General features: G+C 73.1%; 8 protein-coding genes. 2 read left to right on the top strand and 6 right to left on the bottom strand.

What is annotated here, in order from left to right; all coding sequences use genetic code 11:
• Nucleotides 1-99: 99 nt before the first annotated feature.
• The 4 genes from F8R89_RS32225 to F8R89_RS32210 all read right to left on the bottom strand — a co-directional run bounded on the left by F8R89_RS32225 (nucleotide 100) and on the right by F8R89_RS32210 (nucleotide 6,084).
• Nucleotides 100-2,913, bottom strand: coding sequence for a helix-turn-helix transcriptional regulator (locus tag F8R89_RS32225; RefSeq protein WP_151787283.1), 2,814 nt, complete (start codon nucleotides 2,911-2,913; stop codon nucleotides 100-102).
• Nucleotides 2,914-3,173: 260 nt separating this feature from the next.
• A complete protein-coding gene (locus tag F8R89_RS32220) occupies nucleotides 3,174-4,004 on the bottom strand; it encodes a helix-turn-helix transcriptional regulator (RefSeq protein WP_151787282.1) in 831 nt (276 codons plus the stop codon).
• A gap of 159 nt (nucleotides 4,005-4,163) precedes the next feature.
• Nucleotides 4,164-5,630, bottom strand: a complete 1,467-nt coding sequence (locus F8R89_RS32215; RefSeq protein ID WP_151787281.1) for an aldehyde dehydrogenase family protein — start codon at nucleotides 5,628-5,630, stop codon at nucleotides 4,164-4,166.
• Between the two features lie 28 nt (nucleotides 5,631-5,658).
• A complete protein-coding gene (locus tag F8R89_RS32210) occupies nucleotides 5,659-6,084 on the bottom strand; it encodes a hypothetical protein (RefSeq protein ID WP_225994558.1) in 426 nt (141 codons plus the stop codon).
• Nucleotides 6,085-6,292: 208 nt separating this feature from the next.
• On the opposite strand from F8R89_RS32210, the gene F8R89_RS32205 reads away from it, so the two are divergent.
• Together F8R89_RS32205 and F8R89_RS32200 are read left to right on the top strand one after the other, a co-directional pair.
• Nucleotides 6,293-9,034 (top strand): ATP-binding protein, encoded by a 2,742-nt coding sequence (locus tag F8R89_RS32205; protein ID WP_192806290.1) that lies wholly within the window; start codon nucleotides 6,293-6,295, stop codon nucleotides 9,032-9,034.
• 120 nt (nucleotides 9,035-9,154) lie between these two features.
• A complete protein-coding gene (locus F8R89_RS32200; protein WP_151787280.1) occupies nucleotides 9,155-9,562 on the top strand; it encodes an OsmC family protein in 408 nt (135 codons plus the stop codon).
• A 21-nt stretch (nucleotides 9,563-9,583) separates the two neighbouring features.
• Here F8R89_RS32200 and F8R89_RS32195 read toward each other — a convergent pair whose 3' ends face one another.
• Together F8R89_RS32195 and F8R89_RS32190 are read right to left on the bottom strand one after the other, a co-directional pair.
• Nucleotides 9,584-12,358 carry a helix-turn-helix transcriptional regulator gene (locus F8R89_RS32195; RefSeq protein WP_151787279.1) on the bottom strand — a complete coding sequence of 925 codons (2,775 nt, stop codon included), beginning with the start codon at nucleotides 12,356-12,358 and terminating at the stop codon, nucleotides 9,584-9,586.
• Nucleotides 12,359-12,538: 180 nt separating this feature from the next.
• Nucleotides 12,539-12,880, bottom strand: coding sequence for a hypothetical protein (locus tag F8R89_RS32190; RefSeq protein ID WP_151787278.1), 342 nt, complete (start codon nucleotides 12,878-12,880; stop codon nucleotides 12,539-12,541).
• Nucleotides 12,881-12,964: the final 84 nt, after the last annotated feature.

Here is a 12,964-nt window from a genome sequence, read left to right as displayed (position 1 = left end):
GGGCGATGGCTCCACCCTCCGTCCGGGGCACCCCTCACCGCGCCCTTGTAGTCCGTGGTCGAGTCCGTGGGGTCCGTGGGGCCAGGGGCCTACGGACTCTCAGCCGGCGCGCACCATGTCCTCGTCGTTCCGGTCCGCGGGCGGGGTGCTCGCCAGGGCGCCCGGCAGCGCTCGGCGCGAGTTGATCCCGAGCTTCGTGTACACCTTCCGCAGGTGCCACTCCACGGTGTGCGGGCTGATGAACAGCTCCGCGCCGATCTTCGCGTTCGTCATGCCGTCGGCGGCGAGGGCGGCGACCTGTGACTCCTGCGGGGTGAGAGCGCTGGTCACCCTGGTCTCCCGCGCCCTCACGTGCTCCCCGGTGGCGAGCAGCTCGCGGCGGGCCCGTTCGGCGAAGGCCTGCGCCCGCATCCCGTCGAACATCTCGTAGGCCGTGCGCAGGTGCTCGCGGGCCAGCGATCGACGCTGGCCGCGGCGCAGCCACTCGCCGTACAGCAGGTGGCTGCGGGCCACCTCCACGGTGACGCCGCCGCGCCCGAACTCCACGATCGCGGCCCGGTACAGCCGGTCGGCCTCGTCGCCGTCGGCGAGGAGGGCCTGGCTGCGGGCCCTGGCGCCACGGGCCCAGCCGGAGTCGGCCGCGCGGGTGAGATCGACCAGTCGGTCGAGCGAGGCCCTGGCCTGGTCCAGCTCGCCGCACCGCGTGGCCGCCTCGACGTGCTCGACCAGCGACAGACCGGCGAAGTTGAACCCGTCGTGCTCGATGCCCGAGCGCGCGGCCTCCAGGGCCTCCTCGTACCGCGCCAGGCCGTTGTACAGCACTCCTTGGATGTAGCCCATGGCGCCCAGCAGGGACACCTCGCCCCGCTGGTCGGCTCGCTGCCGGGCCTCCTCGAGGATCCCGGAGGCGACGTCGGCCTCGCCGCGCCACGCGGCCAGGACCAGCGTCGCGTACTTGTGCGGCGCGTGACCGGTCGCGGCGGCGAGGGCGTCGGCCTCGTCGATCATCCTGTTCGCCTCGGCGAAGTCGCCGTAGTGGATGTGCACCCCGCCGGCGTAGATGAGGGCGGGTGGCAGCGCGCCGAGTGCGCCGATGTCACGGGCGAGGCGCACCGCGCGGTTGGAGAGCGTGTCCCACGCGTGCAGGTCCCAGGCGTAGTGGATGAACGCCTCCAGTGCGACCGGTACCAGCAGGAGCCAGCGCACGGTCGACTCCCGGGTGCGCAGCTCCTCGGTGGCCAGCAGCTCCAGCGCGGCGCGCAGCGCCGGCACACCGGACTCGTAACCGTCCGTGAGGAGCGTGGCCACACCGTCCAGGAGGGCGTCGGCGGCCTTGGAGCCGGAGGGGGGCGCGCCCGACGCGCGAGCGGCCATCGCGGCGGCGCGGGCCCCGGTGGGGCCGTGCACGCGGCCGGCGAAGATGGTGGCGCTGATCGCCTCCAGGTACGTCTCCCGCGCCAGCGGCGAGCCGGCGGCGGTGAACTGCGCGGCCGCGTCGAGGAGCAGGGGCGCCGCCTCGTCGCTGCGGCTGCGGGCGAAGAGGATCCTGGCGCGCAGCCGCGCCAGGCGAGCGCGGTCCAGGGTGCTCAGGGGGCACAGTTCGGCCACCGTCGCGAGCTCCGTGGCCCGGTCGGGGGCCGCGGCCGAGAAGTGGGCCTCCGCCGCGGCCAGGGCGCGGCGCCCTCGTGACCGGCGGTCCGGTGTCACCTCGGCCGCGCGTTCCAGGAGGACCGCCTCGGCGGCGATGCCCCCGCGCTGCCGGGCGCGGTCGGCCGCGTCCTCCAGCCCGGCGGCGACCTCCTCGTCCGGTCCGTCCGCGGCCTGGGCCGCGTGCCAGGCGCGCCGGTCGGGGTCCGAGGCCGGGTCCGTGGCGGCGGCCAGGGCCCGGTGCACCGCTCGGCGTGCTTCGGGTGCGGCCTGGTGGTAGACCGCGGAGCGGACCAGCGGATGCCGGAACCGGATGGACTCGCCGAGCTCGATCAGACCGGCCATCATGGCCGGAGCGGCAAAGGGTGTGATCTTGAGCAGGGCGGCCGCGCGGGCCAACAGGCGGGCGTCACCGACCGGTTCCGCCGCGGCGATCATCAGGAGCGTGCGCGTCGCCTCCGGCAACGAGCTGAGCCGCTGGGCGAAGTCCCGCTCGATGCGGCTCGCGACGGGGCCCTGGACGATGGGGTGCCCGGACGAGTCCAGGCCGTAGGCCAGTTCGGCGGCGCTGCGGCCCCGGGAGAACTCCAGCAGGGCGAGGGGATTGCCGTGCATCTCGGCCACGAACCGGTCGCGGATCCGCTTCTCCAGGCGCCCTCCGACGGCGGTTTCCAGGAGTTCCCCCGCCGCGGCGCAGTCGAGGCCGTCGATGCGGAGGGCGGGCAGGCCGGTCAGTGCGCCCTGGCCTTCGGGGTCGCGTACCGCGAACACCATCGCGACCTCCTCGGCGAGCAGCCTTCTGGCGACGAACTCCAGCGTCTGCAGGGAGACTTGATCCAGCCACTGCGCGTCGTCGATCAGGACGACCACCGGTCGCGTCTCCGAGGCCCCGGTGAGCAGTGTGAGCACGGCGAGCCCGACCAGGAAGCGGTCGGGCGGATCCCCGGCCGCCATGCCGAACGCCACGCGCATCGCTTCACGTTGGGGTTCCGGCAGGTCGTCCAGCCCGTCGAGGAACGGCGCGCACAGCTGGTGCAGGCTCGCGTAGGGCAGCTCCATGTCGGCCTCGATGCCCTGCGCCCGCGTCACCTTCGCGCGTGACGCCTGCGCGGCCAGATACTCCAGGAGCACCGTCTTCCCGATGCCCGCCTCGCCGCGGATCACCAGCACCTGGGACCCGCCCTCGCGCAGGTCGGCCAGCAGGTCGTCGAGTGCCGCGCACTCACGGTGCCGGCCGACCAGGCCGGGAAGCGGGCTGGCGATCATGCGCGTGGCTCCTTAGGTGGCTCCAGGGGCGGCGAGCTCCCACGACGAGTCTCGGAACGGTCCCTTTGCACGATACCCGGAGCAGAGAGAACACCTTGTGTCTACACCTTGTGACACATTCCACGTGCGAGATGGTGCGGAAGTTGTCACAGGGCGACTCCCTGCGCTGTCGGCCCCCGCCTCTCACCGCGGCGGCCACGCGCCAACCGTAGGTGCCGCGCCGTCGGGCCTGACCCCCGGCACCGGTGAGGGCCACACTCTCAGAAGACCGGCAGGAGGGACAGCAGTCGGAGGTTGGTGTGGCTCTCCGTCCCCGGTGTCGCGGTGTAGACCACGAGCCGCTGGGACTGATCGGGGTCGATCAGCGTCTGGCAGTGCAGTTCGAGCGTTCCGATCTGCGGGTGCACGAAGCGCTTGGTGCCGCAGTACGGTCCCAGCACAGGGCGTTGCCGCCAGAGGCCGGCGAACTCGGGACTCCTCTCGTTCAGCGCGTCCACCAGCGAGGCGACCCCCGAGTCGTCCCCGTCGCGGGAGTAGGCGCTGTGGAGATCGGCCACCAGGAGACGGCTCTGCTCGGCGTGATCGCTCTCGGGGTGGATCGCGCGGGCGGCGGGGTCCGTGAACCACCGGTAGTGGGAACTGCGGGCCGGTCCCGTGTAGGCCGTCTGGTCACCCAGCAGGGCCCTGGCGGGGCGTGTCTGACTCAGCGTCTCGCCCAGGTGGTTCATCACCTGGGCGGGAGTGTCCTGGAGCCGGTCCAGGACGCGCATCATCCCGGGCGCGACGTGATCACCGCGGCGCGCCCGGGACGGCAGGGCGTGACCGGCGAGTTGGAAGAGGAGATCGCGTTCCTCCAGTGACAGGCGCAGACCGCGGGCCAGCGCGGTGAGCATCTGCTCCGAGGGGTGCGGACCGCGTGGCTGCTCCAGCCGGCCGTAGTAGTCCACCGACATGTCGCACAGGGCCGCGACTTCTTCGCGCCGCAGCCCTCCGGTACGCCTGCGGCGGCCACGCGGCAATCCGACGTCCTCGGGTTGCAGGGCGTCGCGGCGCGCCCGCAGGAACGCGGCCAGTGCCGCGCGGTCCGCCATGGTCGTCCTTTCGCAGGGACCCGTGCCGCCCGGGCTCGGGCGGCACGGCCGTGATGCGGTGGTTCGACGAGGTGTCAGCCCTCGGTCGACCAGGACAACGTCGTGTCCGGTCGCCTCATTCCCGGACAGTGCGTTCCCCGGAAACGGTGGCACGGTGTGTCAGCGTGTGATCGCCTTGGTCTCCAGGAACTCCTCGAGACCCGCGCGGCCCATCTCCCGGCCGTTGCCCGACTGCTTGTATCCGCCGAAAGGCGCCTGGAAGTTGTGCTGGCCGCCGTTGACGTCGACCTGCCCGACCCGCAGGCGCATGGCGATCGCCATGGCGTGGTCCTCGTCGCCGGTCACCGCCGCGTTGAGGCCGTAGATCGTGGAGTTGGCGATCTCGACGGCATGGTCGTCGTCGGTGTAGGGGATGACGACCAGGACGGGACCGAAGATCTCCTCCTGTGCGATGACCGACTCGGGCGCGACATCGGAGAAGATCGTGGGCCTGACGTAGGCGCCGGTCTCCAAGCCCTCCGGGCGACCGGGTCCGCCCGTCACGAGGGTGGCGCCGTCGGCGATGCCACGTCGGATGTAGTCGTCGACGCGTCGGCGCTGGGTCTCCGAGGCGAGGGGCCCGATCCGTGTGGCCTCGGCGGTGGGATCACCGACCACGTACTCCTGGGCGGCGGCCCGGAGCTTGTCGACCACGACCGCCTGGAGGCCCTCGGGCACGAGCATGCGCACATAGGCGCCGCAGGCCTGTCCGGCGTTGGCCCAGGCGAAGGCGAGTCCGCGGGTGACGGCGGAATCGAGGTCCGCCTCGGGGAGGATGATGTGGGCCGCCTTGCCGCCGAGTTCGAGTGCGACCCGCTTCACCGTGGCGGATGCGGCACGGGAGACGCTCCTGCCCGCGCGGGTGGACCCGGTGAAGGAGATCATGTCGATCTTCGGGTGGCGGGACAGGGCTTCACCGACGACCGGGCCGGTCCCCTGCACCACATTGAACACACCGTTCGGAAGACCTGCCTCGGTGGCGATCTCCGCGAACATGCGGGCGCTGAGGGGGGACATCTCGGAGGGCTTGACGACAACGGTGTTGCCCGCCAGCATCGCCGGGACCACCTTCGTCACCAACTGCTGCAGCGGGAAGTTCCACGGGGTGATGGCCCCGACCACTCCGACGGGCTCGCGGACGACGAGTGAGTTCTCCACCGTCTCGGTCCATTCGAACCGCTCGGCCGCGGCGGTCGCGGCCAGGGTGGACGCGACCGGGAACCCGACCTGCGCCTGCCGGGAGAAGGCCACCGGGGCGCCCATCTCCAGGGTGATCGTGGCCGCCAGTTCCTCGCTGCGCCTCTGCAGGCCCTCGGCCAGGCGCCGCATGACGTCCGCCCGCCGCTGCGGGGACGTCGAAGCCCATCCGGGGAAGGCGGCGACCGCGGCGGCGACGGCCAGGTCCACCTCGTCCGCCGTGGCCTCGTGGAGGCGGGCGATGACCGATTCATCGGCGGGATACACCACGTCGATCAACGGTCCGGTGCCGGTGACGGCGCGGCCGTCGATCCAGTGGGAAGGAGTCGGGAAGGGGGTGCTGGAGCTGTCGTTCATGCCGACCACGAAACATCGCGCGGCGTGGGACATCCATGCCATCCCATGCCCATGATCCAGGTCACACGGAGAGTGTGAGCGTGGTGTCGGTCAGGATGGGGTCGTCCAGGGACGTGTGCCCGAGGGCGTCCCGCGTCAGCCTGCGGATCTCCAGGTCCTTCGCCGTCAGGGGGCCGCCGCCCCGTGTGTCCCCCTCCTCGGCGCTGTTGGCGCGTTCCAGGGCGGTGTGCACCGCCTGGGAGACGTCAGCGGCCTCGTTCACCACGTAGTACATCCACACCACGCGCGAAGCAGCGGACTGGAACGGCACACCGATCAGCCACCTCTCCGGCTCCGCGAACGGGTCTTCGACGGTGGGCCTTCGACGGCGCGCCACCGCCCGCTCCGGTGCCCGGAGCGCGCGTCCGTCGTCCAGGGTGCCCTGCCCCGCCAGGGTCGCTGTCTCTGCGGCGCCGTGCGCGCCGGAACGGTCCATTGCGATGAGCATGGGATGTCGTCTCCTCTCCGCCTCCAATGCCGGTCCGGTCCGGTCCGGTCGGGCGCCGGGAACACCGGTGCGAGTGAACGAAAGGCGTTCTACCCTTTCTGATGAGACGGCCTTCCGTTCTGTGACACCCGCCACGGAGACGGCCGGGCAGCCGACGCGGCTCCCGCCACAGGCCGCGTTGTCAAGCTCGCCGCGTGTGGGGGGCTGCGTGAACGGGGACCGGCACGAGCCGCTGCGTGGTCGGCGCCGTGAGTGCGGAGCACTGGACGGGCTGGTGGCGGAGGTGGAGGCCGGCCGCAGCGCGGCGCTGGTTCTGCGCGGCGATGCCGGCATCGGGAAGTCCGCCCTCCTGGACCACCTGGCGGCACGCGTCACCGGGCACCAGGTGGCGCGCGGGGCGGGTGCCGAGTCGGAGATGGAGCTCCCGTTCGCGGGGCTGCACCAGTTGTGCGCGCCCTTCCTCGAGCACGCCGGCTCCCTCCCTCCCCCGCAGGCGGAAGCGCTGGCCACGGCGTTCGGGGTGAACGCGGGGCAGCCTCCGGACAGGTTCCTGGTCGGTCTGGCGGTGCTCGGACTGCTGACCGACGTCGCCGCCCGGCGACCGCTGTTCTGCCTCGTGGACGACGCGCAGTGGCTCGACCGGGTCTCCGCGCAGACGCTGGCGTTCGTGGCGCGAAGGATGCTCGCCGAACCGCTGGCCCTGGTCTTCGCCACCCGTGAGCAGCGTGGACGCGACGACCTGGCGGGTCTGCCCGAGCTGACGCTGCGCGGTCTGGACGACGCCGACGCCCGTGCGCTGCTGGAGGCGGGCGCCGAAGGACCGATGGACGAGCGGATCCGCGACCGCGTCATCGCCGAGGCGCGCGGCAATCCCCTCGCACTGCTGGAGCTCCCGCATGATGGCGTCGAGGAGGAGACGGCCGTGGGGGCCGTTCCGCACGGCCCTCAGCGGGTCACCGGCCGTATCGAGCGGAGCTACCTCGCGCGGGCCCGCTCACTGCCGGCCCCGACGCAGCGCCTGCTGCTGGCGGCCGCCGCCGAACCGGTCGGTGACGTGTCGCTGCTCAGGAGCGCGATGGAGCGACTGGGTGTCACCCCGGACGCGGTGGAGCCCGCGGTGAAGGAGGGGCTGCTCGATGTCGGCACGCTGGTGCGGTTCCGGCATCCGTTGGTGCGCTCCGCGATCTACCGGTCGGCGGGGCTCGCGGAGCTGCGAGAGGTGCATGGCGTCCTGGCCGCGGTGACCGACGCCGACCTCGACCCCGACCGCCGTGCCTGGCATCTGGCGCGCGCCACGGTCCGGCCGGACGAGGCCATCGCCGCAGAGCTGGAGGCGTCCGCGGGACGGGCACGGGCGCGGGGCGGCACCGCCGCGGCGGCCGCGTTCCTCGCCCACGCGGCCGTTCTGACGCCGCACCCGCCGCGCAAGGCGACGCGTGCGCTCGCCGCGGCCCAGGCGAAGCTGCGCGCCGGTGCGCCCACGGCGGCGCGCGACCTGCTGGAGCTGGCCCGGTCCAGCCCCCTCGACGAACTCGGCCGCGCTCGCGCGGATCTCGTCGAGGCCCGCATCTCCTTCGCCTCCAGCCGCGTCGACGAAGCGTTCCCCCGCCTGCTGGCCACCGCGCGGCGCCTGGTCCCGCTCGACGTGGACCTGGCACGCGAGACGTTCCTCGACACCCTGTCGGCCGCCATGTTCGCCGGGAGCCTCGCGTCCGGAGCGGACGTACACGACGTGGCGGCGGCGGCGCGCGGGACGTGCCCTCCCCCCACGGGGACACCACGCGTCGCCGATCTCCTGCTGGACGCTCTCACCACCCGTTTCCTCGACGGGTATCAGGACGCGGTCACCGTGTCGCGTGAGGCGGTACGCGCGTTCCGCGGGGAGACGGAGCCCGACGAGGTGCTGCGCTGGTCGTGGGCGGCTTCGGCGTTGGCGGCCGACCTGTGGGACCACGAGGGCTGGACGGAGCTGGTCACCCGCCACGTGCGTACCGCCCGTGCCGTCGGCGCGCTGACCGAGTTGCCGCTCGCGCTCAACTCCCGGGTGGTCGTCCACACGACCACCGGTGAACTGGACGCGGCCGCGCTGCTCATCGCGGAGACCGCCCGGGTCCAGGACGCGGTCGGCAGCGGTTTCGCGCCGTACGGCACGATGACACTCGCCGCCTGGCAGGGGCATGCGGACGAAGCCGCCTCGTTGATCGGGGCGGGCACGCAGGACGCCCTCGGCCGCGGCGAGGGCATCGGTGTGGCCGTCGCGTACCGGGCCCGTGCGGTGCTCCTCAACGGCCTGGGCAGATACGAGGAGGCGCTGGACGCCGCCCGTCGGGCGAGCGGGCATCCGCAGGACCTGGTGGCGGCCGCGTGGGGGCTGGTCGAGCTGGTGGAGGCCGGCGTGCGCAGCGGTCGTCTCGACGCGGCCGAGGCGGCACTGGTCCGGCTGACCCGGGACACGGACGCCGCCGGCACGGACTGGGCACTGGGCGTCCAGACGCGGTGCCGCGCGCTGCTCAGTGACGGAACGGCGGCCGAGAGGCTCTACCGGGAGGCCGTCGAGCGGCTCGCCCGCACCCGGGTCACCATGGAGACGGCCCGGACGCGTCTGCTGTACGGGGAGTGGCTGCGCCGCGAAGGCCGCCGCGCCGACGCCCGTAGGCAGTTGCGGATGGCCCACACCCTCTTCGCGCGGTTCGGCGCGCACGCGTTCGCCGAACGCGCCGTCCGCGAACTGCGGGCCACCGGTGAGACGGTGGCCCGCCGCGACGCTGCCGCCGTGGCGGCGCTCACCCCTCAGGAGAGCCAGATCGCCCGCCTGGCCCGGGACGGGCTGACCAACTCCGAGATCGGGGCCCAGTTGTTCCTGAGCCCGCACACCGTGGAGTGGCATCTGCGAAAGGTGTACGCCAAGTTGGGCATCACCTCACGACGACTCCTGCGCACGGTCCTGTGACCGGTGCCGCAGCACACGGTCTCGGGCCGGGCCGACGTGTCACACGCGCCGGGCCCGCTCGGTCACTGCGTCAGAGGAACCGGCCGGACCCGGTCGCCACCTCGGCCGAGAGGAAGTCCCATGACCACGCGTATCGTGACCGTCGCCGAAGGAGCACGGCTCACCCGTTCCGTCTCGATCGGCACGCACCACCTGACCGCCGACGAGCCCGAGCCCATCGGCGCCGACGAGGGCCCCACGCCAGGTGAGCTGCTGCTGGCCGCGCTCGGTTCCTGCACCTCCATGGCCGTGCGCGCTCTGGCGGATCGGCACGACTGGCCACTGGAGCGGATCGACGTGGCCGTGCGGTTCGGACAGCAGGGTCACATCGTCAAGAACGTCGGGCTGACGGGCGACCTGGAACCGGCGCAGCGGGAGCAGTTGCTGGCGGCGGCGGGACGCTGTCCCGTCCACCGCCTGCTGTCCAGGGAGGCGAAGATCGTCACCGTGCCCGCGCTGCTGGCGGAGCCGGACGTGTCGCACGTCTGATCCGGGTTCGCGTCGGGCGGATCAGCGGGTGGTCGCCACCGTCTCCCACCGCACGGATCCGATCTCCTTGCGGGAGGAGATGCCGAGCTTCGCGAAGACCTTGCGCAGATGCCATTCGACGGTGTGCGGGCTGAGGAAGAGCCGTGCGCCGATCTCCGGGTTGGTGAAGCCTCCTTGCGCGAGCCGGGCGATCTCGACCTCCTTCGCGGTGAGGACCGCCGCCTCCGCCGCGGTGCGTCCGGGTACCTTCTCGCCGGCGGCCTTCAACTCCCCTCGGGCCCGTTCCGCGAAAGCCTCGGCACCGGCCGCGTCGAGCATCTCGTACGCCTCGTTCAGCCGGATGCGTGCCTGTGCCCGTCGCCGTTCCCGGCGCAGCCACTCACCGTGCCGCAGCCGTGCCCGGGCGCTGTCCATCCGGACCCCGGCCGTGTCGAGCCGCTCGATCGCCTCCCGGTGCAGGGCGTCGGCGGCCGCTCCCTCGCTCACCAGGGCACGCGCGGCGACGGACACACCGAGCGCCCAGGGGGTGCCGCTCACCTGCGCCATCTCCTCGATCGTCCGTACGGCCCCGGCCGCTCGCTCGGTACGTCCCAGGCGCACGGCGGACTCGACGAGTTCGACCCGGGACTGCAGGGACAGGCCGAGCTCCTGCGGGTTCTCGCAGCCCCGCTCGGCCGCGGCGTACGCCTCCTCGTACCGGCCGAGGCCGTTGCACAGGACTGCGGCAGCCCACTGGGTGGCCGTCGTCACCTTGCCCTCACCGCGCAGGAGGCGGTCCTGGGTGAGTGTCTCGATCGCCTCCCGGGTCGTCGACTCCCGCCCCCTGAAGGGCTCCACGACGAGTGCGCCGTAGTGCGCGAAGAAGGTGCTGCCCGTGGCTTCGCCGATCGCGCCCGCCTCCACGGTCAGGGAGGCGGCGCCGCGCAGATCGCCGGCGAAGACCCGGTTCGACAGGCGCAGCAGAAGGGCCGTGGGCAGCACGGCGAGCGCTCCGCTGCCGCGAGCGAGGTCGACCAGCCGCGCCGACAGCTCGGACCAGGCGGCGAAGTCCCAGGTGCTGTGCGCCATGCGGCACGCCAACGGCAGCCAGCCCAGGCCCTCCTCCCGGGAGAGTTCTCCTGTCCGGAACGCCGCCACGGCGTCCAGGAGGATCGGCGTGCCGGCCGCGTAGCCCTCGGTCACCACCCGGGCGAGACCCGTCAGGAGCCGGGTCTCCCGGCTCGCGGCGCCGGTGTGGCCCGGCGTGCTCAGCACCACTTCGGCGACGTCACGGACCCCGCCCGTGGTCAGCCGGCCCGCGGTCAGGGCCGCGTAGATCGCGTCCCGGTACGTCTGGTCGGCGAGTGCGGGGTCGAACGGCTGGAGCCGCCGCGCGGCTTCGAGCAGCAGCGGCAGTCCGGCGCTGGCGCTCTTGGCCGCCGACGTGATCTGTCCGCGCAGCAGGGTCGCCCGCCCGGCTGCGGCCTCGTCGAGGTGACTCAGCTCCGCCGCGTCGACCAGTTCCCGCGCGCTGTCGAAGGCGCCCGCCTGGTACTTCGCCCGCGCCGCGGCCAGTGCCCTGGCTCCGCGGCGCACCGGATCGGGAGTCAGCTCGGTGGCCCGGTCCAGGAAGGCCGCCGCCGCGGCGACGCCGCCGCGCGCCTGCGCCCTCCCGGCGGAGCCCTCCAGTTCGGCGGCGACGTCCTCGTCCGGGCCCGTCGTGGCACTGGCGAGGTGCCAGACGCGGCGTTCGGGGTGGAGCGCGGGGTCGATCGAATCGGCCAGGGCCGCGTGCACGCGCCGGCGTGCCTCGAATCCGACGGCGCGGTACGCCGCGGAGCGCACCAGCGGGTGCCGGAAGCGGACCCATGTGCCGAGGGTCAGCAGACCCGACGCCTCGGCTTCGGTGGCGGCGCGGTCCACCTCGATGCCGAGACGCTCGGCGGCGCTCCGCAGCAGGGACACATCGCCGACCGGTTCGGTGGCGGCGATGAGCAGCAACTGCTGCGTCTGCGCCGGGAGGGACCGGATGCGGCGGACGAAACCCGCCTCGATCTGGCTGGACAGGGGGCGGGTGTCCGGTGCGCCGAACCCGCCGGCCAGCTCCAGGAGGGTGAGGCCGCGCGGCAGCTCCACCAGGGCCAGCGGGTTGCCGCGCGTCTCGGCGACGATGCGGTCGCCCACCCGCTGGTCGAGCGGACCGGTGACGACCGATTCGAGGAGCCGGCGGGAGTCCCGCTCGCCGAGTCCGCGCACGACGAGCTCGGGGAGGTCGGCGAGCACCTCGCGGGAGCCGGACTCCCGGACGGCGAGGACCAGCAGGACACGCTCGGCCAGCAGCCGTCGGGCGACGAACTGCAGTGTCTGGGCCGAGACGCGGTCCAGCCACTGGGCGTCGTCGACCAGGCACAGCAACGGCTCGTCGCCGGCAGCGGCGGCGGCGAGCAGGCTCAGCGTGGCCAGGCCGACGAGGAACCGGTCGGGAGCGTCACCGACCTGCACGCCGAAGGCCGTTCGCAGGGCTTCGCGCTGTGGCTCGGGGAGCCCTTCGAGGTGGGTGAGCAAAGGAGCGCAGAGCTGGTGGAGCCCGGCGTAGGAGAGTTCCATCTCGGACTGCACGCCGGCCGCCCTGACGACACGGCACCCGGTCGCCCGGTCGAGCAGGTGGTTCAGCAGCTCGGTCTTGCCGATGCCCGCCTCGCCGCGCAGCACCAGAACGCCGCTGTGGCCGCTTCTGGCCTGCGCGAGCAGGCTGTCGAGGACCTCGCACTCGTCCTGCCGCCCGATGAGCTGGGTCCGTGTGCCGTCCCTCACCATGGCAGCCTCCCGGCTGTCACGATACCCCCGCGTTCCACATCCAGCAGACCTGTCCGAAACTGATCGCCGAGGCTCGCGCGAAGCTGGTCGGCCCCTGGTCGGTCCGGTGCCCCGCCCGCTTCCGGCCGGCCGGAAGTCGCTGCCGCGGGATCCGCGGTGGTCGGGCGGCGCGCCGGCGGATCAGGTCATCGAGCCCACGACGGCCGCCGTGCACACGAAGATCGCCAGGCCGATCGCGATCATGGCGATCAGTGTGCCTCGCAACCAGCGGCCGAACCGGCGGCGGTGCGCCGCCTCGGCCGCGCCGATGGTGTCGGCGATGTGCTCGGTCACCATGCGGGCCACGTATTTCTGTTCCTCCAGGTACCACTGCTCCAGGTCCCGCTTCTGGCCGTGGGTCAGCCCGTCGGTCCTCTCGGTGAAGGCGGACACCCGCCGACGGGCGGCGCTGAGGTGCGCCTCGCGGTACAGGTACGCCTGTATGTCGGCCAGCCCGCGCGCGGCCTGCTTGCTCGTGTTCATGAGGTACTCCCGTGTCACTGCGGTCGGGACGCGCCGCGGCGGGCGCGGGCAGGTGGGTCGCCGCCGGTCTCGGCGGAGACCCAC

Source organism: Streptomyces sp. SS1-1, assembly GCF_008973465.1.
Classification (GTDB): domain Bacteria; phylum Actinomycetota; class Actinomycetes; order Streptomycetales; family Streptomycetaceae; genus Streptomyces.
Note: the sequence above shows the minus strand (reverse complement) of the source record. Positions and strands in the feature narration are given on the sequence as shown.